The organism is Paraburkholderia bryophila, from assembly GCF_013409255.1.
GTDB lineage: Bacteria > Pseudomonadota > Gammaproteobacteria > Burkholderiales > Burkholderiaceae > Paraburkholderia.
The window spans coordinates 1-24,547 of sequence record NZ_JACCAS010000001.1; the positions used below are offsets into that span (position 1 = coordinate 1).

Genomic DNA, 24,547 nt, shown 5'->3' on the forward strand with positions numbered 1-24,547 from the left:
CGTCATGCCCGGCGTGCTGATCCTCGAAGCGCTCGCGCAAACCGCGGCGCTGCTGACGTTTTCGGAAGAGCCGAGCGATCCGTCGAACACGCTGTACCTGTTCGTCGGTATCGACAATGCGCGCTTCAAGCGCGTGGTGGAGCCGGGCGATCAGTTGATCCTGAACTGCACGTTCGAGCGTCATATGCGCGGCATCTGGAAGTTCAAGGCGCGCGCCGAAGTGGATGGTGTCGTGGCGGCGGAAGCCGACCTGATGTGCGCGGTGCGGCACACGGACAAGGACGCTTAAGTCAGCGTCCGGTCAGCCCGTGGCGCGATGCCGGCGCGGCCGGCGTCGCCTGGGCCCATCCAGACAACGCAACAGAATCAGAAGCGAGGACGCATGAGCAGGATTCATCCCACTGCGATCGTCGAACCGGGCGCACAAGTCGACGAGTCCGTCGAAATCGGACCGTATGCCGTGATCGGCGCACATGTGACGATCGGCGCACGGAGCACGGTCGGCTCGCATAGCGTGATCGAAGGTCACACCACGCTCGGCGAAGACAACCGCGTCGGCCACTACGCATCGGTCGGCGGCCGTCCGCAGGACATGAAGTACAAAGACGAGCCGACCCGGCTCGTGATCGGCAACCGCAACACGATCCGCGAATTCACCACGATCCACACCGGCACGGTGCAGGACGCGGGCGTCACCACGCTCGGCGACGACAACTGGATCATGGCGTACGTGCACATCGGGCACGACTGCCACGTCGGTAATAACGTCATTCTGTCGAGCAACGCGCAGATGGCCGGCCACGTGACGATCGGGGATCACGCGATCGTCGGCGGCATGTCGGGCGTGCATCAGTTCGTGCGCATCGGCGCGCACTCCATGCTGGGCGGTGCGTCGGCGCTGGTGCAGGACATTCCGCCGTTCGTGATCGCCGCCGGCAACAAGGCGGAGCCGCACGGCATCAACGTCGAAGGGCTGCGCCGCCGCGGCTTCTCGCCGGACGCGATTTCGGCGCTGCGCTCGGCCTATCGCCTGCTGTACAAGAACGGCCTGTCGCTTGAAGAAGCGAAGGTGCAGTTGCGTGAACTGGCATCCGCGGGTGGCGATGGCGACGAACCGGTGCAGACGCTGCTCGCGTTCATCGAAATGTCGCAACGCGGCATCATCCGCTAACCGATGGCATTGCAACCCAATCCGCTGCGCGTCGCGATGGTGGCCGGCGAACCGTCCGGCGACCTGCTCGCGGCGTCGCTGCTCGACGGTCTCGCGAGCCGTCTGCCCACCGGCACCCAGTACTACGGAATCGGCGGCCCGCGCATGATCGCCACGGGCTTCGACGCCCACTGGCCGATGGATAAGCTGACGGTGCGCGGCTATGTCGAAGCACTGCGGCATATTCCCAGCATTCTTGCCGTCCGTAACGAACTGAAGCGCCAATTGCTGGCGGAACCGCCGTCGGTGTTCGTCGGCGTGGACGCGCCCGATTTCAACTTCGGGCTCGAGCATGCGTTGCGCGACGCGGGCATTCCGACTGTTCACTTCGTGTGTCCGTCCATCTGGGCGTGGCGCGGCGGGCGCATCAAGAAGATCGCCAAAGCGGTCGACCACATGATGTGCGTGTTCCCGTTCGAAACCGCGCTGCTGGAGAAAGCCGGCGTCGCGGCGTCGTACGTAGGGCATCCGCTGGCCGACGAGATCCCGCTGATACCCGACACGCTCGGCGCACGCCGCGCGCTCGGTCTCGCGGAAGACGGTCCGATCATCGCGGTGCTGCCGGGCAGCCGGCGCTCGGAGATCGATCTGATCGGCCCGACGTTCTTCGCGGCGATGGAAATGATGCAGCATCAGGAGCCCAGCGTGCGCTTCGTGATGCCGGCGGCCACGCCGACCTTGCGTGAGATGCTGCGGCCGCTGGTCGACTCGCATCCGGGTCTCGCGCTGACGATTACCGACGGTCAGTCGCAACTCGCCATGACCGCAGCCGACGCCATCCTCGTGAAGAGCGGCACCGTGACGCTGGAAGCCGCGCTGCTGAAAAAGCCGATGGTGATCTCGTACAAGGTGCCCTGGCTGACCGGCCAGATCATGCGCCGCCAAGGCTATCTGCCATACGTGGGTCTGCCGAACATTCTGGCGGGGCGTTTCGTCGTGCCGGAAATTCTGCAGCATTTCGCCACGCCGCAAGCGCTGGCCGAGGCCACGCTGAAACAGTTGCGCGACGAAGGCAACCGGCGCACGCTGACGGAAATCTTCACGGAGATGCATCACGTGCTGAAGCAGAACACGGCGCAGCGTGCGGCGGAAGTCGTGGCGAACGTCGTCGAAAAGCATAAGGCGCGGCCGTGACCGGTGCGCGCGCACCTCGTCGCAAAACCGTGGCGGGCGCCGCGACGGAGCAGGTCGGCCTGAACTTCGAGACGCCGGACGACATCGTCTGCGGCGTCGACGAAGCCGGGCGGGGTCCGCTGGCCGGTCCGGTGGTCGCGGCGGCGGTGATCTTCGACCCGTCGAAGCCGATGATTCGCGGCCTCGACGATTCGAAGGTGCTCAGCGCGAAAAAGCGCGACGAACTGTACGACAAGATTGTCGATCGGGCGCTGGCCTACTGCATCGCGTCGGCGAGCGTCGAGGAAATCGATTCGCTGAATATCCTGCACGCCACCATGCTGGCGATGAAACGCGCGGTGGAAGGTCTCGCGGTCGTGCCGACGCTGGTCAAAATCGACGGTAATCGCTGCCCGACGCTGAGCGTGCGCAGCGAGGCGGTGATCGGCGGCGACGCGCTCGTCAAAAGCATTTCGGCGGCGTCGATTCTGGCTAAAGTCACGCGCGACCGGATGCTGCTCGAATTGCATCAGCGCTTTCCGGTGTACGGTTTCAATGCCCATGCCGGCTACGGCACGCCGCAACATCTCGCGGCACTGCGTGAACATGGGCCGTGCGAGCATCATCGGCGCTCGTTCGCGCCGGTGCGTGAAGCGCATCTGCGCTTCGGCACGACCACGCGTCTGCCGGCGGGTGAAATCGTCGTCATGCCCGTCACGCTGACCGACGCCATGCTCGACGACGACGCCTTTGGCGAACGCAGCGGCGTCTGATTTTTCAGTGAGCGCCGCGCGCGCGGCACAACAGCGCGTCGTTCATTCTTTCCCCATTCTCACTGTCTTCGCTGCCTGTGAAAGCCATCACCTCGCGGGACAATCCGCTCTATAAACGTCTCAAGGCATTGGCCGGCTCGACGCATCAACAGCGTCGCGGCGGCCAGGCGTTGCTCGAAGGGTTTCATCTTGCGAGCGCGTTTCTCGACGTCGCCGGGCAGCCGGAAATGTGCATCGTCACGGATGGCGCGCTGACTCACGACGAAGCGCGCGCGATCGTCGCGCGTGTCGAAGATCATCGCGTCGTGACGCTGCCGGATGCGTTGTTCGGGCAATTGTCGAACGTCGTGCATGGGGTGGGGATTCTGCTGCTGGTCGACAAGCTCGATCCGCCGCTCCCCGACACGATCGCGCAGACCTGTCTGGTGCTCGACGGCGTACAGGACGCAGGCAATGTCGGCTCGATTCTACGCAGCGCGGCGGCGGCCGGCATTCAGCAGGTGTTCTGCGCGCCGGGTACCGCGTACGCGTGGTCGTCGAAAGTCTTGCGCTCGGGCATGGGCGCGCACTTCCTGTTGCAGATTCACGAGGACGTCGAAGCGCAGTCGTTGATCGAACGCCTCGCGGTGCCGATCGTGATTACGGACTCGCACGGCGCTGAAGCGATCTACGACTGCGATCTGAGTGGACCGCTCGCGTGGGTGTTCGGCAACGAAGGGGCGGGCGTGTCGCAAATCTGGCGCGACGCGGTGTCGTTGCGGGTGACGATTCCCCAGCCGGGCGGCATGGAGTCGCTCAATGTGGCGGCTGCGGCGGCGGTTTGCGTGTTCGAGCAATGCCGCCAGCAGCGCGGTCGCGCGTAGCCGTAAAAAAGGGCGCCGTGTCAGGCGCCCCGTCGACCCGCTTCACTTACCCACTCAATAAGCCTGTCGATCCAGCTTGATCTCCTGCAGGATCGTCGTCGCGATCTCTTCGATCGACTTGTGCGTCGACGACAGCCACTTGACGCCCTCGCGTCGCATCATCGCTTCGGCTTCGTTGATCTCATAACGGCAGTTTTCCGACGCGGCGTATTTGCTGCCCGGCCGGCGCTCGTTGCGGATTTCGGACAACCGCTGCGGATCGATCGACAACCCAAACATCTTCTGACGATGCGCGAGCAAGGGCGTAGGCAGCTTGCCGCGCTCGAAGTCTTCCGGAATCAGCGGATAGTTCGCCGCCTTCACGCCGTATTGCATGGCCAGATAAAGGCTCGTCGGCGTTTTCCCACTGCGCGACACGCCGACCAGAATCACGTCGGCGTCGGCCAGATTGCGGTTCGATTGACCGTCGTCATGCGCGAGCGAAAAGTTGATCGCCTCGATCCGGTTCTTGTATTCCTCGGTGTCCGCGTTCTGGTGGCCACGGCCCATGGCGTGGCTCGACTTCAGTTCCAGTTCCTGTTCGAGCGGCTCGACAAAGGTCTGAAACATGTCCAGCACCAACGCGTGCGAGCCTTTGACGATCTGGTTCGACGCGCTGTCCACCAGCGTGGTGAACACGATCGGCCGGCGGCCGTCTTGCGCGATCGCCTCGTTGATCTTTTCGAGGGTGGCGTAGGCCTTTTCCGTCGAGTCGACGAAGGGCACGCGAACCAGACGGAATTTCTGGTCGAACTGGGAGAGGATCGAATGCGCGAAGGTTTCGGCAGTGATCCCGGTACCGTCGGAGACGATGAATACGGTGGGCGGCATCAGTGGGGCTGGGAACGTGAGCGGAAAATAGCGCTCGAATAAAACATCGCCGCGCAGACCTCGCTGCCCGGTGGCTAACCGGAGGGTGCAGCGGATCGGCACGACGCGCCGTGGGCACCACAATTGCGTCCGGATGACGGTGGGGCCTCGCAAAAGCCCGCTGGCCGGTCCGGGGCGCGTTTCGAGGCGCAATTCTCGTCCGACAGTCACATTTTGAGAGTCGGCACGGTAGAATAGCGGCAACCTGTTGGATAAGCAATTGCAGGCGATTGGCGTCTAACTTACCGTGAACGGTAGTTCAACGCGTCGCTTTCGGCCGGTAACGTGCGGCGAATGTGGTGGATTGATCGGTAAATTCGTCCATTCGCGTTCTTCGTCGCGCATCCGGCCATTTGCACATTTGCGGCATCTCCGAGGCGCTTTTTGCCGCCCGTGGCCGCTTACCGTGCTGTGTCGCGATTGCTTCTCCAACAGGTTGTGCAAGACGCGAGGTCACGCTCCCAATGGGCGTCTCGCGTTCGAGCCCACTTGCACAGCCGTGAATTTCTTTCACACTTAGGGGCTTGTATGACTAACGCAGTTACCGTCGCAAAGGATAAGGCGTATGTAGTTCCGTTCGAGCAGTTGCGGATGACCGACGTGGAGATTGTCGGTGGCAAGAATGCGTCGCTGGGCGAGATGATCAGTCAACTCGCTGAAGCCGGCGTGCGCGTGCCCACCGGTTTCGCTACGACGGCGCTGGCATTCCGTGACTTCCTGAATCACAACACGCTGACCGAACGCATCGCCAAACGTCTCGAGACGCTCGACGTCGACGACGTGAAGGCGCTTGCCGAAGCAGGCAAGGAGATCCGTCAATGGATCGTCGACGCGCCGATGCAGCCGCAGCTCGAAGCGGATATCCGCGCAGGTTTCGACATCCTGCAAAACAGCTCGCCTGAAGAGCTGTCGTTTGCCGTGCGTTCGTCGGCAACGGCGGAAGACTTGCCGGACGCATCGTTCGCGGGTCAGCAGGAAAGCTACCTGAACGTGATCGGCGTCGAAGACGTGCTCGATCGCATGAAGCACGTGTTCGCATCGTTGTACAACGACCGCGCTATCTCCTATCGCGTCCACAAGGGCTTCACGCATGCTGAAGTCGCGTTGTCGGCGGGCGTGCAGCGCATGGTGCGCTCGGACGTCGGCGCGGCCGGCGTGATGTTCACGCTGGACACCGAATCGGGCTTTAAAGACGCCGTGTTCATCACGTCGAGCTACGGCCTGGGCGAAACGGTGGTGCAGGGCGCCGTGAATCCGGACGAGTTCTACGTCTTCAAGACCACGCTCGCGCAAGGCAAGTACCCGATCATCCGTCGCTCGATCGGCTCGAAGCTGATCAAGATGGAATTCACGAAGGCCGGCGAAGAAGGCCGCGTGAAGACCGTCGACGTGACGCACGAGCAGCGCAACCGTTTCTCGATCACCGACGAAGACGTGATCGAACTCGCGAAATACGCGGTCATCATCGAAAAGCACTACGAGCGTCCGATGGACATCGAGTGGGGCAAAGATGGCCGCGACGGCAAGATCTTCATTCTGCAGGCGCGTCCGGAAACGGTGAAGAGCCAGGCCGCGGGCAAGGCCGAGCAGCGCTTCAAGCTGAAGGGTCAGTCGAACGTGCTGGCCACGGGCCGCGCGATCGGCCAGAAGATCGGCGCAGGTCCGGTGCGCGTGATTCACGATCCGTCGGAAATGGACCGTGTGCAGCCGGGCGACGTGCTGGTCGCCGACATGACCGACCCGAACTGGGAACCGGTCATGAAGCGCGCGGCGGCGATCGTCACGAATCGTGGCGGCCGTACCTGCCACGCGGCGATTATCGCGCGTGAGCTGGGCGTGCCGGCGGTGGTCGGCTGCGGCGACGCGACCGACGTGCTGAAGGAAGGCGCGCTGGTCACGGTCTCGTGTGCGGAAGGCGACGAAGGCAAGATCTACGACGGTCTGCTCGAAACGGAAATTACCGAAGTGGAGCGCGGCGAACTGCCGGCGATTCCGGTGAAGATCATGATGAACGTCGGCAATCCGCAACTGGCTTTCGACTTCTCGCAACTGCCGAACGCCGGCGTGGGTCTGGCGCGGCTCGAGTTCATCATCAACAACAACATCGGCGTGCACCCGAAGGCGATTCTCGAGTACCCGAACATCGACCAGGACCTGAAGAAGGCGGTGGAAAGCGTCGCGCGCGGCCATGCATCGCCGCGTGCGTTCTACGTCGACAAGCTGACCGAAGGGATCGCGACGATTGCCGCCGCGTTCTATCCGAAGCCCGTGATCGTGCGTCTGTCGGACTTCAAGTCGAACGAGTACAAGAAGCTGATCGGCGGTTCGCGTTACGAGCCGGACGAAGAAAACCCGATGCTGGGTTTCCGTGGCGCGTCGCGCTACATCGCCGACGACTTCGCCGAAGCGTTCCAGATGGAATGTGTCGCGCTGAAGAAGGTGCGTGAAGAGATGGGCCTCGACAATGTCGAGATCATGGTGCCGTTCGTGCGCACGCTGAAGCAGGCGGAGCGCGTGATTGGGCTGCTCGGCAAGTTCGGCCTGAAGCGTGGCGAGAAGGGCCTGCGCCTGATCATGATGTGCGAAGTGCCGTCGAACGCGATTCTCGCCGAAGAATTCCTGCAATTCTTCGACGGTTTCTCGATCGGTTCGAACGACCTGACGCAGCTCACGCTGGGCCTCGACCGTGACTCGGGCATGGAATTGCTGGCCGTCGATTTCGACGAACGCGATCCGGCCGTCAAGTTCCTGCTCAAGCGTGCGATCGAAACCTGCCTGCGCCTGAACAAGTACGTCGGCATTTGCGGTCAGGGTCCTTCGGATCACCCGGACTTCGCACAATGGCTGACGGACGAAGGCATCGCGTCGATCTCGCTGAACCCCGACTCGATCATCGAGACGTGGAAGCAACTGGCGGTGTCGGCGAAGCAGTAAAACGCCTGATGCATGCCGCTTCCTAAGCGGCATGCATAGCGTGCGGCGGGGTGCGTCAAAATGCGCGTAAAAAGCGCATCAAAAGCTTGTCAAAGAGTATCGCAGCTTCCGTTCGATGCACCAGCTTCGTGCTATAAACACCCCGGTAGATCCGGGGTGTTTTGCTTTGTGGAGGTCGATGTGGCGCCAGGTGGATTGTTCTGGTGGATCGGGGCGGGTGTGCTGGTCGTGCTGGAGTTGATCAGCGGTACGTTCTATCTGTTGATGATCGCGTTGGGTTTCGCCGCGGCGGCCCTTGCGCACATTGCGGGTGCGCCCGCCGATCTGCAGTTCGCGGTGGCGGCGGCCGTGGCGCTGGCCGCGGTGCTGTTGCTGCGCCGCTCGCGCTTTGGCCGCAGAACGCGCAAAGACGCTTCGCACAATCCGGACGTCAATCTCGACATCGGCCAGACCTTGACCGTCGACGCCTGGCAGGCGCGCCGCGCGCGCGCTAATTATCGCGGCGCCGCGTGGGACATCGAACTCGCGCCGGGCGAACCGGAAGACGCCCATCTTTATGAAATCACCGCGCTGAATGGCAGTTGTCTTGTCGTCATCGCCAGCAGGCGGGCGGCGGGCGCCTGAGCGCACGCTGCGTTCGGGACACCGTCGCCGAGTTTTTCAGCTTCACGCAACCCATCGAGTACGGACCGGAGAACAACAATGGATGTATCGACCATCGTCGGGATAGTAGTGCTGATCATCGTGATCATGACGGCGGCGCAGACCCTCAAGATCGTGCCGCAGCAACATGCGTGGGTGCTCGAGCGGCTCGGGCGCTATCACCGTACGCTTACGCCGGGTTTGAGCTTCGCGGTGCCGTTCGTCGACCGGATTGCGTACAAGCACATCCTCAAGGAAATTCCGCTCGAAGTGCCGAGCCAGGTCTGTATTACACGCGACAACACGCAGTTGCAGGTGGACGGTGTGCTGTACTTTCAGGTCACCGATCCGATGAAGGCGTCGTACGGATCGAGCAACTTCGTGTTCGCGATCACGCAGTTGTCGCAGACCACGCTGCGCTCGGTGATCGGCAAGCTGGAACTCGACAAGACCTTCGAGGAGCGGAACTTCATCAACCACAGCATCGTGTCGTCGCTCGACGAAGCGGCGTCGAACTGGGGCGTGAAGGTGCTGCGCTACGAGATCAAGGATCTGACGCCGCCCAAGGAGATTCTCCACGCCATGCAGGCGCAGATCACCGCCGAGCGCGAAAAACGCGCGCTGATCGCGGCGTCGGAAGGGCGCAAGCAGGAGCAGATCAATATCGCGTCCGGTAGCCGCGAAGCGTCGATCCAGAAGTCCGAAGGCGAGCGGCAGGCGGCGATCAATCAGGCGCAAGGTCAGGCGGCGGCGATTCTGGCTGTCGCCGAGGCCAACTCGCAGGCAATCCAGAAGATTGCGGCGGCTATTCAGTCGAACGGTGGGATGGAAGCGGTGAACCTCAAGGTGGCCGAACAATACGTGACCGCGTTCGGCAATCTGGCGAAGCAGGGCACCACGCTGATCGTGCCGGGCAATCTGGCAGATATGAGCTCGATGATCGCGTCGGCGCTGACGATCGTGAACAAGGGGAAGGGCGCGCCCGAGGTGCGCTAAGCACGTGTGCTGTGCCCGTGAGGGCGGCTTGCCGCTTCGTGCTTGCGGTGGCTGCGTGAGCCGCCTGCGGCGCTGTTCGCGCCGCATTGCACTGCCGTCCTTGTGCCGTATTCCGCAGCGGCAACAACCCAAAAAAATGGCCCGCTCAAAAAGCGGGCCATTTTTCATTGAACCTGTCACAGCGCCAACCGAGGCCACACAAAGCGCGGCAAAACCGCGCAGGCTTTCGCGCCAAAAACCCGCCTAGCCCGGCGAACGCATCAGGCGCGCCTTCTCGCGCTCCCAATCGCGTTTCTTCTCGGATTCGCGTTTGTCGTGCTGCTTCTTACCCTTGGCCAGCCCGATCTCGCATTTGACGCGGCCGCCCTTGTAGTGGAAGTTCAGCGGCACGAGCGTGTAGCCGCGCTGCTCGACCTTGCCGATCAGTTTGCTGATCTCTTCGCTATGCAGCAGCAGCTTGCGCGTGCGCACCGGATCCGGGTGGATGTGGGTCGAGGCTTCGGGCAGCGGGCTGATGTGCGTGCCGATCAGGAACAGTTCGTTGTCTTTGATCACAACGTAACCTTCCTTGATCTGGCCGCGCCCGGCGCGCAGCGCCTTGACCTCCCATCCTTCGAGCACGAGCCCTGCTTCATAGCGTTCTTCGACCGAATAGTCGTAGAAAGCTTTTCTGTTGTCGATAATGCTCATGAATGGAAAGTGCCCAACTCGTTTAAAATCACGATTTTAGCAAAGCGGGGCAAGGAAAGCCCGCCGCGCTTGTCCACCCTTGCCACGCGCTGTTCAATTTATGGCAGATGTCCAGAAAACCGTGTTGATCCGCCATTCGGCGGAACAGATGTTCGACCTCGTCACCGACGTCGCCGATTACCCCAACTTCCTGCCTTGGTGCGGGGGTGTCGAAATCCGCCGCCAGGACGAAAACGGCATGGAAGCGAAGATCGATATCAACTTCAAGGGCATCAAGCAGCATTTCGCCACGCGTAACAGCATGGAGCGGCCCACGCGCATCGATATGGAATTCGCAGATGGCCCGTTTCGCAAATTCACCGGCTTCTGGCGCTTCACGCCGTTGCGGGCGGATGCCTGCAAGATCGAATTCGCGCTGCACTACGAATTCACCAACATCATTCTCGAGAAGATCATCGGGCCGGTGTTCAGCCACATTGCCAACACCTTCGTCGAATCGTTCGTGAAGCGCGCCGACGTGCGCTACGGTAAGGCATGAGCGCGCGCTTGTCGATTGAAGTCTGTTACGCGCTGCCGGACGAGCAGGCGCTGATCGCCGTGGATCTGCCCGAGGGCGCCACGCTGCAGCAGGCGCTCGACGCGAGCGGCATCTTGCAGCGCTTTCCGCGCATCGATCTGACTACGCAGAAAGTGGGCGTGTTCGGCAAGATCAAGGCGCTGGACGCCGTGCTGGCCGATCATGATCGCGTCGAGATTTACCGGCCGCTGCTGGTGGATCCGAAGCTGTCGCGGCAACGGCGCGTCGCGAAGACCCGCAAGGCGGGTTCGATCGAAGGGCGGCGCTGGCAGAACCGGGATTCGCGCTAGGCGCGTTCTGCGGCGTTGCTTGGGTGGCGGTTCAGCGTGGCTCAAGGCGACTCAGAGCGGCTCAAGCGGCTCAAGCGGCTCAAGCGGCTCAAGGCGGCCAAGTCGCCGCGCCGACCAACGCGTCACCTCAAGACGCCGAAGCCGGCGCCTTCTTCCCCAGCGCCGCCGCGCCGGACGAATTGTCGTCCGCATGTTGGCGCACCGACCAGCACACGCCCGCCACCAGCAGCAGAATCGCCGCCAGCTCCAGCGGACGCGGCAGGCGCTGGTCGTAAATGAACGCGTAAAGCAGCGCGAACAGCGTCTCGAACACGATCATCTGGCCGGAAAGCGTCAGCGGCAAGCGCTTCGACGCGGCATTCCAGAGCCCGTTGCCGAGCCACGAGGCGCCGATCGCGACCGCCAGATTCAGCATCCAGAACAGATGCCAGCGGCCGTCCGCCAGCTCGCCCTGCGGGCCGCCGGAGGGCAGCGCAGCCACCACCAGCCACAGCGCCGCGCCGAGCGCGCCGGTCACCACGCCCCACAGCAGCGACCATTCGTTGCCGCTGAAATGCGTCTGACGCTGCAGATAACGGGCGTTTTCGACCGCGAACCAGGTCCAGCAGCCGAGCGCGCCCACCGCGCAGGCGAGGCCGATCAGCTTGGTGCCGATGCTCACCGGCGTGGCGTCGGCGACCGTGAAGACGTCCACGTTGATGCAGACGATGCCGGCCATCACCATCGTGAGCGGCCAGGCGAGGCGGGCGAGCGGCACCGCGCCGTGGTCGCGCCGGCCGAGCAGCGTGACGGTAACGGGCAGCACGCCGACGATCAGCGAGGCCGGCGCGATCCCGATCAGGTGCACGGCCGCCGTCAGCAGCAGGTAATAGAGCAGGTTGCCGGCCAGCGCCAGCTTCACCAGCGCGCCGAGATCCTCGCGGGTCAGGCGTTTGACGAGCGAGCGCGCCATCGGCAGGGCTGCGGCCAGCGAGACGATGCCGTACATCGTGTAGCGGCCGGCGCTCAGCAGCAGCGGCGAAAAGTCGGGCAGCACGCGCGGCACCAGAAACACCATTCCCCATAAGGCCCCGGCCATTACTCCATATGCCACACCGCGCTGCATCGACTGCCCCTGCAAGAAAACTGGAATGGTCGGGAGAATAGCGGTTCGAGCCGCGAACTGTCTTGTTCGATTCTGCATTCGCGCGGCAATTCATGGCTTTCGGGCCACCCGGCGACGATTTGGGCCCGAACGCGCAAACGAAACCGGATCGAACCCGAGGCGAACGGAGAAGCGAAATCGGCGAGCGGCTTATCGCGAAAAAAATCGCCCGAAACTCGCTAAGCTGCTGTTCGTGCAGTGAAAACCGGGGAGGTATCGCGTATAATCTGCTTTTGCGCCTATAGGATTTGCCATGCGTCTGATCCAAACAGCACTCACGTTCGATGACGTGCTCCTCGTCCCGGCCTTCTCCGATGTTTTGCCGCGCGACACCAGCCTCAAGACCCGGCTGACCCGCAACATCTCCCTGAATATGCCGCTTGTGTCCGCCGCCATGGACACCGTCACCGAAGCCCGTCTCGCGATCGCGATGGCGCAAATGGGTGGCGTGGGCATCATCCACAAGAATCTCACGCCGGCCGAGCAGGCGCGTGAAGTTGCCAAGGTCAAGCGCTTCGAATCGGGCGTCGTGCGCGATCCGATCACGGTGCCGCCGCAAATGAAGGTGCGCGACGTGATCGCGCTGTCGCAACAGCATGGCATTTCGGGCTTCCCGGTCGTCGAAGGCGCGCAACTGATCGGTATCGTCACGAACCGCGACCTGCGCTTTGAAGAGCGTCTGGACGAACCGGTGCGCAACATCATGACGCCGCGCGAGCGCCTCGTCACCGTCAAGGAAGGCACGCCGCTCGCCGAAGCCAAGGCGCTGATGCACAGCCACCGCCTTGAGCGCGTGCTGGTCATCAACGAGGCATTCGAACTGCGCGGCCTGATGACGGTGAAAGACATCACCAAGCAGACCGAACACCCGGACGCGTGTAAAGACGAACACGGCAAGCTGCGTGCAGGCGCGGCGGTCGGTGTCGGCGAGGACAACGAAGAACGTGTCGAACTGCTGGTGCAGGCGGGCGTCGACGTGATCGTCGTCGATACCGCGCACGGCCATAGCAAGGGCGTGCTCGAACGCGTCCGGTGGGTCAAGCAGAACTTCCCGCACGTCGAAGTGATCGGCGGCAACATTGCCACCGCGGCGGCCGCCAAGGCGCTCGTCGAATACGGCGCGGACGGCGTGAAGGTCGGTATCGGCCCGGGCTCGATCTGCACGACACGGATCGTCGCCGGTGTCGGCGTGCCGCAAGTCACCGCGATCTCGAACGTGTCCGAAGCGCTGAAGGGCACCGGCGTGCCGGTGATCGCCGACGGCGGCGTGCGTTTCTCGGGCGACGTCAGCAAGGCGCTGGCCGCCGGCGCGAACGCCGTGATGATGGGCAGCATGTTCGCCGGCACCGAAGAATCGCCGGGCGACGTGTTCCTGTATCAGGGCCGTCAGTACAAGTCTTACCGTGGCATGGGCTCGGTCGGCGCAATGAAAGACGGCGCGGCGGACCGCTACTTCCAGGACAACTCCGCGAATATCGACAAGCTGGTGCCGGAAGGTATCGAAGGCCGCGTCGCCTACAAGGGCTCGGTCAACGCGATCCTGTTCCAGTTGATCGGCGGCGTGCGTGCCAGCATGGGGTATTGCGGTTGCCGCACCATCGACGAGATGAACGACAAGGCCGAGTTCGTGCAGATCACGGGCGCGGGCTTGCGCGAGTCGCACGTGCACGACGTGCAAATCACCAAGGAAGCGCCCAACTACCACGTGGACTAAACGCCAATGAAGCCATTGCTGCGCGCTGTACTCATTCTCGATGCCTTGTTGCTGCTTGCGTTCGGCCTGCTGTTCCTGCTGACGCCCTGGACTTCGTTGTACAACGCGCTGCTTCTGGTGCAAACGCAGCCGGCGCTGGTCGGCCAGGCGTTTGGCGTGGCGCTGATCGGGCTCGCGTGGCTGGCTTTTCACGCGTCGATCGCCGGGGCGTTGACCTCGACGGTCGCCAAGGTGGTCGGCCATGTGAACTGGCTGACCGGCGTGCTGATGCTGGTCTGGCTGCTCGGCTTGCATACGCCGGCGCTGACCGGTTTCGGGCAGATCGTCGCGGTGCTCACCGGTGTGGTGTTGCTGGTGATCGGTCTGGGTGGCGTGCGTTTATCGGGCGCGGTCAGGCGGCGTGAGAAGGAGCGGCTGGTGGACGCCGCCGCTGCCGGGCGTGCTGAAAAGCAGGCCGCCAAAGACGCCGCGAAAGACGCTGCCAACCGGCGCGAGCCGGAGCGTGTGACGGCAGGTTTCCCGGTCTATCGCGCTGAGCCGGCCGTGGCGCCCGTCGTCGAACCGGTGGTACCGGTGGTTCCGGTCACGCGGCCGGTGGATACCGTTGCAACCGGCACGTTCCGTCCGGCAGTCGATGAATCCGCTCTAACGCCATCCGAAAGGGCAGCGCGTGCCGAGAGCACCGTCGCCCGCGACGAAGCCCGTAACGCCGCCGCTGACGCGCCAGGCGGCCCCCGTCCGCCGTTTCATGGCTGACCTCGCGCCGCGCACACGCCAGTCCGCATCAGCTTGCCGCTTCACGCCCGATCGTCCCCCCGTGGACCGCTTTGAATTCAACGCCGCGCCTTGCGCGCGGCATCTTATATCCGCTTACTTTTGACTCCGTCCGCTGCCATGCACGACAAGATCCTGATTCTCGACTTCGGTTCGCAAGTCACCCAACTGATTGCACGTCGCGTTCGCGAAGCCAACGTGTATTCGGAAATCCACCCGTACGACGTCGATGCGTCGTTCATTCGCGACTTCGCGCCGAAGGGCGTGATTCTGTCGGGCGGCCCGAGCTCGGTCACCGAAACCGACACGCCGCGCGTGCCGCAAGCGGTGTTCGAGCTCGGCGTGCCGGTGCTCGGCATCTGCTACGGCATGCAAGCCATGGCCGAGCAACTGGGCGGCAAGGTCGACAACGGCCATCTGCGTGAATTCGGCTACGCCGAAGTGCGCGCGCGCAATCATACGAGCCTGCTGGAAGGCATCAGCGACTTCACCACGCCGGAAGGTCACGGCATGCTGAAGGTCTGGATGAGCCACGGCGACAAGGTGCTGGAAATGCCGCCGGGCTTCGCGCTGATGGCATCGACGGAATCGTGCCCGATCGCGGCGATGGCCGACGAACAGCGCCATTTCTACGGCCTGCAATGGCATCCGGAAGTCACGCACACCGTGCAGGGCCGCGCAATGATCGAGCGCTTCGTGCTGCAGATCTGCGGCGCGCGGGCTGACTGGGAAATGGGCAACTATATCGACGAAGCCGTCGCCAAGATTCGCGAGCAGGTCGGCCAGGAACACGTGATCCTGGGGCTGTCGGGCGGCGTGGATTCGTCGGTGGCGGCGGCGCTGCTGCATCGCGCGATCGGCGATCAGCTGACTTGCGTGTTCGTCGATCACGGCCTGTTGCGTCTGAACGAAGCCGAGCAGGTCATGGCGCTGTTTGCCGATAACCTCGGCGTGAAAGTGATTCACGTCGACGCGAGCGAAGTGTTCCTGCGCAAGCTGACCGGCGTGACCGATCCGGAAGCGAAGCGCAAGATCATCGGCGCGGAATTCGTCGAAGTGTTCCAGACCGAAGCCGGCAAGCTGAGCGACGCGAAGTGGCTGGCGCAAGGCACGATCTATCCGGACGTGATCGAATCGGCTGGCAAGGGCAAGAAGGGTACGCATACGATCAAGAGCCACCACAACGTGGGCGGCCTGCCGGAAACGCTGAACCTGAAGCTGCTCGAACCGCTGCGCGAACTGTTCAAGGACGAAGTCCGCGAACTCGGCGTGAAGCTCGGTTTGCCGCCGTCGATGGTGTATCGCCACCCGTTCCCGGGCCCGGGTCTGGGCGTGCGGATTCTCGGCGAAGTGAAGCGCGATTTCGCGGACCTGCTGCGTCGCGCGGACGCGATTTTCATCGAGACGCTGCGTACCACGATCGACAAGGAAACCGGCAAGTCATGGTACGACCTGACGAGCCAGGCGTTCGCGGTGTTCCTGCCGGTGAAGAGCGTCGGCGTGATGGGCGACGGGCGCACTTACGAGTACGTGGTCGCGTTGCGTGCGGTGCAGACGCTGGACTTCATGACCGCGCATTGGGCGCATCTGCCGCATGAACTGCTGGGGCATGTGTCGAACCGCATTATTAATGAAGTGCGTGGGATTAACCGGGTGGTGTATGACATCTCGGGGAAGCCGCCGGCGACGATTGAGTGGGAATAAACTGATCGTCTCCCGGCTCACACCGGGAGTATCGGTTTTCCATGTTTTTCCATTCAAAAAACATGGCGTATCACCAGACCCAACACCGCCCCAACACCGCCCCATCACCGCCCCATCACCGCCCCATCACCGCCCCATCACCGCCCCATCACCGCCCCATCACCGCATCACCCACCCGGCAATTGCGCAGCATCCACCGCATCCGGCACCCCATCGTGCGACATCAAAATCGCTAGCCAGCGAGTGCTTTGAAACTGAGCGGCGATCACCATCATCAGCACCGTCAACGGCGTCGCGAGAATGGCGCCCGGCACGCCCCACAGAAGCGTCCAGATGCCCAGCGCGAAGATCCCGATGAGCGGGTCCGTATTGGTGCTTTTGGCCTGGACTTTCGGCATGATGAGATTGTGTGCGACCTGGAAGACCGCCAGCACAATCACGAACACACCGAGCGGCACGGCGACCGATCCGCTATGAATCGCAGCGAATACCGCGGGCACGACGCTCGCCACGAAGGGTCCGACGACCGGCATGAATGCCAGAAGAAAGACCGTCACCGACCAGAACGCCGTGTCAGGTAATTCAGCAAAGCGGAACACAGCGGCGGAAATCGCGGCAATCGCCAGGTTGATCGCGGTCTGAGAAACCAGGTAAGCCTGCACTCGACGTGTGATTTTGGAGAGCACGGCGCGCTGGGAGTTCGCTCTCGCTTCGTTAGTGGTTGCCTTGATTATCTTGGGATCGGCGTCGGTCCCCGGTCCAAGCAGCATGAACACGAAGAAAAACAACGTCAGGAATGCTTTCGACACGGCGTCGCCCAGCCCGGCCGCGAGACTATGCTCCAGCGCTGGGAAATCGACTAACCCCAGCACGCTCGCCAGATCGAACTTGCGACCAAATCCCACACTAACCGATCGAATGAGACTGTCGAGTTGAGCCGGGAGCACGGGCGCCTGTTTGACGAGATCGCTCATGCCCTGAAGGATCACGATAAAAATGCTGTAGGCGCTAAAGCCGACAATCACCGCGGTCGCGACAAGGATCAGCCATTTAGGCGCACGGGGCAGCAGCCGGACGACCAGCGAGACGATGCCGGCAATGAGAATCCGGAGCAACACGGCCAGAAAGAAAGGAACTAGCACCGGTCGCAAAAAATAGAGAATCGCCAGACCGGCCGCTACGCCGGTAGTGGTCTGTGCGACAGAGCCCGGTGTTGTCGTCATGATTTATCTTTTCAATGGTTCCAGCCAGCAAGCGCGCGCTAGAGGTCGCGCGTCTTTTCCGTCGGCGAGGATATCAGGAATGGCTCGAGGTGCGGGCGCTTGCCTGGTCCGAGTCGGGTTCGGTCACCGCGCCCCCACCCCCGGGAATGCCCCGCCTTGCTCCCACCGCCCACCAGCGTAGAATCGTCGCACATCGATTTGGGAGTCCAGCAATGCGTCTGGTTTCTCGTGGCGATTTCCTTCACCCAACCCGGCCATCCCCGGCGTTTCCTCGACCCGCCTCTCGCGCAGAGGTGAGCGGTCGTTGCGGATTTGTTTTCAGATCCGCGCCATGATCCCACTGATTTCCGTAAGAAATCTCAACAAGAGCTTCCCCGGCGTACGAGCGCTTCACGAGGTCCAGCTCGAATTAATGACCGGTGAGGTCCATGCGCTGATGGGTGAAAACGGCGCGGGCAAATCGACGTTGATGAAGATCCTCGCCGGCGTGTACACGCGCGACACCGGCGAAATCCTCGTCGACGGCCAGCCGGTCGATTTCCAGAGCCCACGCGACGCCCAGGCCGTCGGCGTCGGCATCATTCATCAGGAACTCCAACTGATGAACCATCTGAGCGTCGCGCAGAACATCTTCATTGGCCGCGAACCGCGCGGGCGCCTCGGTGTTTTCCTCGACGAAGACAAACTCAACGCACAGGCACGCGACATTCTCGCCCGCATGCACGTGAACATCGATCCGCGCGCCATGGTCGGCGCACTGACCGTGGCCAAACAGCAAATGGTCGAGATCGCCAAGGCGTTGTCTTTCGATTCGCGCGTGCTGATCATGGACGAGCCGACCTCGGCCCTCAACGACGCCGAGATCGCCGAGCTGTTCCGCATCATCCGCGAGCTGAAGAGCCGGGGCGTGGGCATCGTCTACATTTCCCACAAAATGGACGAGTTGAAGCAGATCGCCGACCGCGTGACCGTGTTACGCGACGGCGAATACGTGGCCACCGTCGCCGTCGCGGACGCCAGCGTCGAGACAATCATCGGCATGATGGTCGGGCGCACCCTGACCGACGTCGAGCCGCCCAACAACAGCGCGGACAAAGGCGACATCGCGCTCGAAGTCAAACACCTGAATGCCGGCCCACTGGTCAGAGACGTGAGCTTCACGCTACACAACGGCGAGATCCTGGGCTTCGCCGGCCTGATGGGCGCCGGCCGTACGGAAGTCGCGCGCGCAGTGTTCGGCGCCGATCCGATCGAATCCGGCGAAATCGTCGTGCGAGGGAAAAGGGCGACGATCCGCGAGCCGAGCGACGCCGTCGCGCACGGCATCGGTTATCTGTCGGAAGACCGCAAGCGTTTCGGCCTTGCGACCGGCATGGACGTCGAGTCGAACATCGTCATGTCCAATCTGGGCAAATTCCTGTCGCTCAATTTTTTCCTGCGACGCGCACGGATTCGCCGCACCGCCGGTCATTTCATCAAACTGCTCGCCATTCGCACGCCGTCCGCGACGCAGCCGGTCCGCCTGCTATCCGGCGGCAATCAGCAGAAGGTCGTGATCGCCAAATGGCTCGAACGCGACTGCGACGTGCTGTTCTTCGACGAACCCACGCGCGGTATCGACGTCGGCGCCAAAAGCGAAATCTACAAGCTGCTGCGCGCGCTGGCCGCACAAGGCAAGGCGATCGTGATGATCTCGTCGGAGCTGCCGGAAATCCTGCGCATGAGCGACCGCATCGTCGTGATGTGCGAGGGCCGCATTACGGGCGAACTCCTGGCCGCCGAGGCATCGCAGGAAAGCATCATGCATCTCGCAACGCAGCGCGACACCTTGAAAGCAGCGGCATGAACCTCGTGAGGTCTGAATGAAGTTGCCATCGGATACGTCGACGTTAGCGAGCGAGGGGCGCGTCTCCGGCCTCAAAGCGCGCCTCTTCGCGCCGGCCGCGCTGCAAAAAATGCTGGCGTTTGCAAGCCTGATTCTGCTGCTGGTGTTCTTCAGTTTCGCGTCGCCGGCATTCATGCAGATCGACAATATTCTCGGCATTCTGCAGGCCACGGCCGTCAACGGCGTGCTGGCGATTGCCTGCACGTTCATCATCATTACCGGCGGTATCGATCTGTCGGTCGGCACGCTGATGACATTCACCGCCGTCATTTGCGGCGTGTTTCTGACTTACTGGCATTTGCCGATGTGGACCGGCGTGCTCGCGGCGATCGGCGCCGGCGCAATGTGCGGGACCATTTCCGGAACCCTCATCGCCAAGATGAAAATCCCGCCGTTCATCGCGACGCTGGGCATGATGCTGCTGCTCAAAGGGCTCTCGCTGGTGGTCTCGGCCGACAAGCCGATTTACTTCACCGACACCGAAAACTTCACCCTGATCTCGCAGGACTCGCTGATCGGTTACGTGCTGCCGAACCTGCCGGTGCCGAACGGCGTGCTGATCCTGTTTTTCCTCGCGATCGTGAGTTCGCTGACATTGAATCGCACGGCGCTCGGCCGCTACACGTTCGCGCTCGGCAGCAACGAAGAAGCGGTGCGTCTGTCCGGCGTGAACGTCGACCGCTGGAAGATCGCCATTTACGCGCTCGGCGGGGCCATTTGCGGCATTGCCGGCTTGTTGATCGCGTCGCGGCTGAATTCCGCGCAGCCGGCGCTCGGCCAGGGCTATGAACTCGAAGCGATCGCCGCCGTGGTGATCGGCGGCACGTCGCTGAGCGGCGGCGCGGGCACGATCCTCGGCACGATCATCGGTGCGTTCATCATGAGCGTGCTGACCAACGGCCTGCGCATCCTGTCGGTCGCGCAGGAATGGCAGATCGTCGTGACCGGGCTCATCATCATTCTCGCGGTCTATGCCGATATCCTGCGGCGCAGCAAGCGCTGACACGCCACAAACGAAATCAAAAAAGGGAAGCGCGAAAGGGCTTCCTCATTACTGAAGGCGGTGGTCCACCTTAGGAGGAGAGTTGCCATGTTGAATCGAAAACTATTCGGTGTCGTGGTCGGCGTGGGCGCGCTGGTCGGCGTGACGAATCTGGCCCGTGCGGAAGAACCGTATATTCCGCTGATCTCGAAGGGCTTCCAGCATCAGTTCTGGCAAGCCGTTAAATCCGGCGCCGAACAGGCGGCGAAGGAACAGAAAGCCCGCATCACGTTCGAGGGCCCCGAAACCGAGGCCATGGTCGACAAGCAGATCGATATGCTGTCGGCGGCGCTTGCCAAGAAGCCTCAAGCGCTCGGCATTGCCGCGCTCGACAGCAAAGCGGCCATTCCGCTGCTGCGCCGTGCGCAGGCCGCCAAAATACCGGTGATCGCGTTCGACTCGGGTGTCGACAGCGACATTCCGCTCACGACCTGCGCGACCGACAATCTCGCCGCGGCCGCTCTCGCCGCCGACAAGATGGCGGCGGCAATCGGCGATTCGGGTGAAGTGGGTCTCGTGGTGCACGACCAGACCAGCCGCACGGGCGTGGACCGTCGCGATGGTTTCCTGAACGAGATGAAGGCGAAGCATCCGAACGTCAAGATCGTGTCCGTGCAGTACGGCGGCGGCGACCACTTGAAGTCCGCGGAAATCGCCAAGGCGATGATCCAGGCCAATCCCAACCTGAAGGGGATTTTCGGCTCGAATGAAGGCTCGGCCGAAGGCGCGGCGATCGGCGTCAAGGAGTCGGGCAAGAAGCTCGTGCTGATCGGCTACGACTCCGGCAAGGAGCAGAAAGACGACATCAACTCCGGCCTGATGCTGGGCGCGATCACGCAGAACCCGGTCGGCATCGGCAAGTGCGTCGTCGATTCCGCGATGAAGGCGCTGAAGGGCGAGAAGCTGCCGAAGAAGGTCGACACGGGCTTCTACTGGTACGACAAGAGCAATATGAGCGATCCGAAGATTGCCGCCGTGCTGTATGACTGAGTTGCGCCGATAAGGCGCAATGGGAGAGGCCGCGCGCATGGCGCCGGCCTTTCTCTTTCTGGTTCCGTCGGGCAGGGTGGGGACAGGCGGACATCGATAGCTGTCGCTCAGGAGCGTGCCAAGTGACTACGATCACCAACCTGTCCGTGCGGGACATCCGCTTTCCGACCTCGCGTTCGCTGGACGGCTCCGACGCAATGAACGCGGCGCCGGATTACTCCGCCACCTACGTGACGCTCGAAACCGATTCATCGCAGCCGCAAGGGCTCACCGGTCATGGCCTGACGTTCACGATCGGGCGCGGCAACGAGATCTGCGTGGCGGCGGTGAAGGCGCTGGCGCCGTTGGTCGTCGGCCGGACGCTCGAAGAGATCGCGGCAAACATGGGCGCGTTCTGGCGCGCGCTGACGTCGGACAGTCAACTGCGCTGGATCGGTCCGGACAAGGGCGCGATGCATCTGGCGACGGCGGCCGTCGTCAATGCCGCCTGGGACCTGTGGGCCAAAGCGGAAGGCAAGCCGGTGTGGAAGCTGCTGGTCGACATGAGCCCGGAAGACCTCGTGCGGTGTCTCGACTTTCGCTATGTGACCGACGCGATCACGCCGCAGGAAGCGATCGCGATGCTGCATCGTCATGCGTCGACACGCGGCGAGCGCGAAGCGGAGATGCTCGCGCAGGGCTACCCGGCGTACACGACATCGGCGGGCTGGCTCGGCTATGACGACGACAAGATCCGCCGCCTCGCGCGCGAAGGCGTCGCGCAGGGTTGGACGCATTTCAAGCAGAAGGTGGGCGGGAATCTCGACGAAGACATGCGCCGCGCGCGCATTCTCCGGGAAGAGATCGGCCAGAACCGCAAGCTGATGATGGATGCGAACCAGGTCTGGGACGTCGACGAAGCGGTCGCGAACATGCGACGCCTCGCGCAGTTCGACCCGTGGTGGATCGAAGAGCCGACCAGCCCCGACGACATTCTCGGCCACGCGGCGATCCGTCAGCGGCTCAAACCGATCGGCGTGGCGACCGGCGAGCATTGCCAGAATCGGGTGATGTTCAAACAGTTGCTGCAGGCGCAGGCCATTGATTTTTGTCAGGTCGACAGTTGCCGGCTGGGCGGTTTGAACGAAGTGATCGTGGTCCTGCTGATGGCGGCCAAATTCGGCGTGCCCGTGTGTCCGCATGCGGGCGGAGTCGGATTGTGCGAGTACGTGCAGCATATTTCGCTGCTCGACTATGTCTGCGTGTCGGCGTCGCTGGAGAATCGGGTGCTCGAGTATGTGGATCATCTGCATGAGCATTTCGTCGATCCGGTAGTGATCCGCAATGGACGTTATATGCCGCCGCAGCGCCCCGGCTACAGCATCGAAATGCATGCGGCGTCGCTCGACCGGTATCGTTTTCCTGACGGCGCGGCCTGGACGACTTGAGAGCGCGCGACGCTGGCCGTGTCGCCGTTTCGCCTCGCTGATGCCGCTGGAACGGAACGCGTCCAGCGGCCACCTCCGCTATCCCCGCCACTTCAGCGTCAAAAATGGTCCGTACCATTCGACACGTTGATGCCACAGGCGTCCGTTACCGTCAGCGGACTGCTTCCCGCCCAACCCTGCGGTCCGATGCGAATGCGGTATTGCCGCGCCATCGGCGGCGCGTGACCGCTTGCGCAATCCGACGACGTGGCGGGAGCCGACCTGATCGCCTGTTCTGATCGTTTCTTCTGCGGGGAATCCGATGAGTGTCCGTCCGATAGGGCACGCGCCTGCCGCCTGGCCATGGACGCGGCCGATGCGGCCGACGAGGCCGATGTGTCCGACGTGGCCGATGCGTGCGCGCGCAACGACCGGCGAGTCCGGTGGCTTCACGCTCATCGAAGTGCTGATCGCGCTCGCGATCGTCGCCATTGCGCTGGGCGCGGTGCTGCGCGCGATCGGCTCCCTCGCGTCGGACACCGACAGTGCGCGCGCACGTTTGCTCGCGCTGTGGAGCGCGGACAATGCACTGGCGGCCATCCGTATTTCATCCAGTTGGCCGCCCGTGGGACGCAGCACCTTCGCCTGTCCGCAGGGACAGTATCCGTTCGTCTGTCGTCAGGTGGTGACGGCGTTCGAAAGCCCGCTGGTGCGTCAGGTGACGGTGAGCGTGTTGCCGTCCGCGTCGAGCCGCAGCGTCCTCGCCGAAGTCGTGACCGTGGTGCAGGATGAAGCGCGTCACTAGCCCGCGCGGCGCGCCGCGAGCGAAGGGCTTCACGCTGATCGAGATGCTGGTCGCGATCACGCTGCTCGCCGTGATTGCGCTGCTGTCGTGGCGCGGCCTCGACGCGACGATTCGCGGACGCGACGACATCGCCGCGAGCCTCGGCCAGACGCGGCTGATCGGCCGATACTTCTCGCAGATGCAATACGACCTGCTGAACCTCGTCACCGCCGACGAGGTGTTCGGACCGCCCTTGCGCATCCGGCCCAATGAACTCGTGCTGGTTCGGCACCTCGGCATCGGCAGCGGGCCGACCCAGGTGCAGGTGGTGCGCTATCAGTTGAAGGGCCGCGAACTCATCCGCAGCGCCTCACAGCCGCTCAGCTCGCTCGCCGATCTCGACGACGCCCTGCAGCACATGGATCAATTCGCGCGCATTGTTGTCAGCGACAACGCGCGCTCGATGCAACTGGCGGTGTGGATCGCGCCGGACGGCTGGACCTCCAGTCAGCCGGCCGTCGAGGCAGCGTATACGCGTTTTCTGTCGCAGCACGGCATCAGCAATATCACGTCGCTCGGTATGCCGTTACCGCGTGGCCTCAAGTTCACCGTCGCGCTCGGCAGTCCGCCGGTCGAATTCGTGCGGATGATTCCGATCGGGCAATAAGGCGTGCGCTAGAACCCATCCTCGGTTCGGTGCCGCATTGCCGTCACATTGCAGCCCCGTTGCCGTCACATTGCAGCCGCATTTCGCTCAATTCAATGCGCTAAGCATAGTCGAGGAAATGTTCCGTAACTTTCGTCATACGCCTGTTATCGCCCGTCCCTAGTCTCGGTATGAGGCAGTCACTTTCAAAGATCGTTGCACGCGATTGAAGTGGCGG

General features: G+C 62.9%; 22 protein-coding genes and 1 pseudogene. 19 read left to right on the plus strand and 4 right to left on the minus strand.

Features of this window, described 5'->3' with window-relative positions:
* From GGD40_RS00005 to GGD40_RS00025, 5 genes and pseudogenes are all read left to right on the plus strand, one after another.
* Positions 1-289, plus strand: a pseudogene (locus tag GGD40_RS00005) (3-hydroxyacyl-ACP dehydratase FabZ); the annotation flags it as partial.
* Between the two features lie 93 nt (positions 290-382).
* Positions 383-1,171 carry an acyl-ACP--UDP-N-acetylglucosamine O-acyltransferase gene (gene lpxA / locus GGD40_RS00010; protein ID WP_035546180.1) on the plus strand — a complete coding sequence of 263 codons (789 nt, stop codon included), beginning with the start codon at positions 383-385 and terminating at the stop codon, positions 1,169-1,171.
* 3 nt (positions 1,172-1,174) lie between these two features.
* A complete protein-coding gene (lpxB, locus tag GGD40_RS00015; protein WP_179742401.1) occupies positions 1,175-2,344 on the plus strand; it encodes a lipid-A-disaccharide synthase in 1,170 nt (389 codons plus the stop codon).
* Complete coding sequence (rnhB, locus tag GGD40_RS00020) at positions 2,341-3,096, plus strand: ribonuclease HII (protein ID WP_179742402.1); 756 nt, start codon at positions 2,341-2,343, stop codon at positions 3,094-3,096. The genes lpxB and rnhB overlap by 4 nt, the downstream gene beginning before the upstream one ends.
* A 77-nt stretch (positions 3,097-3,173) precedes the next feature.
* On the plus strand, positions 3,174-3,959 hold the full coding sequence (locus GGD40_RS00025; RefSeq protein ID WP_179742403.1) for a TrmH family RNA methyltransferase: 786 nt from the start codon (positions 3,174-3,176) through the stop codon (positions 3,957-3,959).
* Between the two features lie 54 nt (positions 3,960-4,013).
* Here the strand turns inward: GGD40_RS00025 and ppsR are convergent, their stop codons facing one another.
* On the minus strand, positions 4,014-4,829 hold the full coding sequence (gene ppsR, locus GGD40_RS00030; protein WP_179742404.1) for a posphoenolpyruvate synthetase regulatory kinase/phosphorylase PpsR: 816 nt from the start codon (positions 4,827-4,829) through the stop codon (positions 4,014-4,016).
* A gap of 567 nt (positions 4,830-5,396) precedes the next feature.
* Between ppsR and ppsA the strand changes: the two genes are divergently transcribed.
* From ppsA to GGD40_RS00045, 3 genes are all read left to right on the plus strand, one after another.
* A complete protein-coding gene (gene ppsA, locus GGD40_RS00035) occupies positions 5,397-7,802 on the plus strand; it encodes a phosphoenolpyruvate synthase (RefSeq protein ID WP_179742405.1) in 2,406 nt (801 codons plus the stop codon).
* A gap of 180 nt (positions 7,803-7,982) precedes the next feature.
* Positions 7,983-8,426 carry an NfeD family protein gene (locus GGD40_RS00040; RefSeq protein ID WP_179703948.1) on the plus strand — a complete coding sequence of 148 codons (444 nt, stop codon included), beginning with the start codon at positions 7,983-7,985 and terminating at the stop codon, positions 8,424-8,426.
* Between the two features lie 78 nt (positions 8,427-8,504).
* Positions 8,505-9,440, plus strand: a complete 936-nt coding sequence (locus GGD40_RS00045; protein ID WP_179703949.1) for an SPFH domain-containing protein — start codon at positions 8,505-8,507, stop codon at positions 9,438-9,440.
* 243 nt (positions 9,441-9,683) lie between these two features.
* Here GGD40_RS00045 and smpB read toward each other — a convergent pair whose 3' ends face one another.
* Positions 9,684-10,130 (minus strand): SsrA-binding protein SmpB, encoded by a 447-nt coding sequence (gene smpB, locus GGD40_RS00050; RefSeq protein ID WP_035546168.1) that lies wholly within the window; start codon positions 10,128-10,130, stop codon positions 9,684-9,686.
* 100 nt (positions 10,131-10,230) lie between these two features.
* On the opposite strand from smpB, the gene GGD40_RS00055 reads away from it, so the two are divergent.
* Together GGD40_RS00055 and GGD40_RS00060 are read left to right on the plus strand one after the other, a co-directional pair.
* Positions 10,231-10,668, plus strand: coding sequence for a type II toxin-antitoxin system RatA family toxin (locus tag GGD40_RS00055; protein WP_035546166.1), 438 nt, complete (start codon positions 10,231-10,233; stop codon positions 10,666-10,668).
* Positions 10,665-10,997 (plus strand): RnfH family protein, encoded by a 333-nt coding sequence (locus GGD40_RS00060; RefSeq protein WP_179703950.1) that lies wholly within the window; start codon positions 10,665-10,667, stop codon positions 10,995-10,997. Before GGD40_RS00055 ends, GGD40_RS00060 begins: the two co-directional genes overlap by 4 nt.
* A 127-nt stretch (positions 10,998-11,124) precedes the next feature.
* Here GGD40_RS00060 and GGD40_RS00065 read toward each other — a convergent pair whose 3' ends face one another.
* Positions 11,125-12,102, minus strand: a complete 978-nt coding sequence (locus GGD40_RS00065; RefSeq protein WP_179742406.1) for a DMT family transporter — start codon at positions 12,100-12,102, stop codon at positions 11,125-11,127.
* Between the two features lie 292 nt (positions 12,103-12,394).
* On the opposite strand from GGD40_RS00065, the gene guaB reads away from it, so the two are divergent.
* From guaB to guaA, 3 genes are all read left to right on the plus strand, one after another.
* Positions 12,395-13,855, plus strand: a complete 1,461-nt coding sequence (gene guaB, locus GGD40_RS00070; RefSeq protein WP_179703952.1) for an IMP dehydrogenase — start codon at positions 12,395-12,397, stop codon at positions 13,853-13,855.
* A gap of 6 nt (positions 13,856-13,861) precedes the next feature.
* The gene (locus GGD40_RS00075; protein ID WP_179703953.1) at positions 13,862-14,611 is read left to right on the plus strand and encodes a hypothetical protein; all 750 of its coding nucleotides are present in this window, start codon (positions 13,862-13,864) and stop codon (positions 14,609-14,611) included.
* A 138-nt stretch (positions 14,612-14,749) separates the two neighbouring features.
* Positions 14,750-16,333 (plus strand): glutamine-hydrolyzing GMP synthase, encoded by a 1,584-nt coding sequence (guaA, locus tag GGD40_RS00080; RefSeq protein ID WP_179742407.1) that lies wholly within the window; start codon positions 14,750-14,752, stop codon positions 16,331-16,333.
* 167 nt (positions 16,334-16,500) lie between these two features.
* On the opposite strand, the gene GGD40_RS00085 is transcribed toward guaA, so the two are convergent.
* The gene (locus GGD40_RS00085) at positions 16,501-17,556 is read right to left on the minus strand and encodes an AI-2E family transporter (protein ID WP_179742408.1); all 1,056 of its coding nucleotides are present in this window, start codon (positions 17,554-17,556) and stop codon (positions 16,501-16,503) included.
* A gap of 331 nt (positions 17,557-17,887) precedes the next feature.
* Here GGD40_RS00085 and GGD40_RS00090 point away from each other — a divergent pair, with 331 nt between their 5' ends.
* The 6 genes from GGD40_RS00090 to GGD40_RS00115 all read left to right on the plus strand — a co-directional run bounded on the left by GGD40_RS00090 (position 17,888) and on the right by GGD40_RS00115 (position 24,330).
* Positions 17,888-19,402 carry a sugar ABC transporter ATP-binding protein gene (locus GGD40_RS00090; protein ID WP_179742409.1) on the plus strand — a complete coding sequence of 505 codons (1,515 nt, stop codon included), beginning with the start codon at positions 17,888-17,890 and terminating at the stop codon, positions 19,400-19,402.
* A 16-nt stretch (positions 19,403-19,418) separates the two neighbouring features.
* Positions 19,419-20,444: an ABC transporter permease gene (locus tag GGD40_RS00095; protein ID WP_179742410.1), complete on the plus strand. Its 1,026-nt coding sequence runs from the start codon at positions 19,419-19,421 to the stop codon at positions 20,442-20,444.
* An 87-nt stretch (positions 20,445-20,531) separates the two neighbouring features.
* Positions 20,532-21,473 carry an ABC transporter substrate-binding protein gene (locus GGD40_RS00100; protein ID WP_035546042.1) on the plus strand — a complete coding sequence of 314 codons (942 nt, stop codon included), beginning with the start codon at positions 20,532-20,534 and terminating at the stop codon, positions 21,471-21,473.
* A gap of 122 nt (positions 21,474-21,595) precedes the next feature.
* The gene (locus GGD40_RS00105; protein ID WP_179742411.1) at positions 21,596-22,900 is read left to right on the plus strand and encodes an L-fuconate dehydratase; all 1,305 of its coding nucleotides are present in this window, start codon (positions 21,596-21,598) and stop codon (positions 22,898-22,900) included.
* Between the two features lie 391 nt (positions 22,901-23,291).
* Positions 23,292-23,684, plus strand: coding sequence for a type II secretion system minor pseudopilin GspI (gene gspI, locus GGD40_RS00110; protein ID WP_306456567.1), 393 nt, complete (start codon positions 23,292-23,294; stop codon positions 23,682-23,684).
* Entirely contained in the window at positions 23,668-24,330 is a 663-nt protein-coding gene (locus GGD40_RS00115; RefSeq protein ID WP_179742412.1) for a PulJ/GspJ family protein, read from the plus strand. The genes gspI and GGD40_RS00115 overlap by 17 nt, the downstream gene beginning before the upstream one ends.
* Positions 24,331-24,547: the final 217 nt, after the last annotated feature.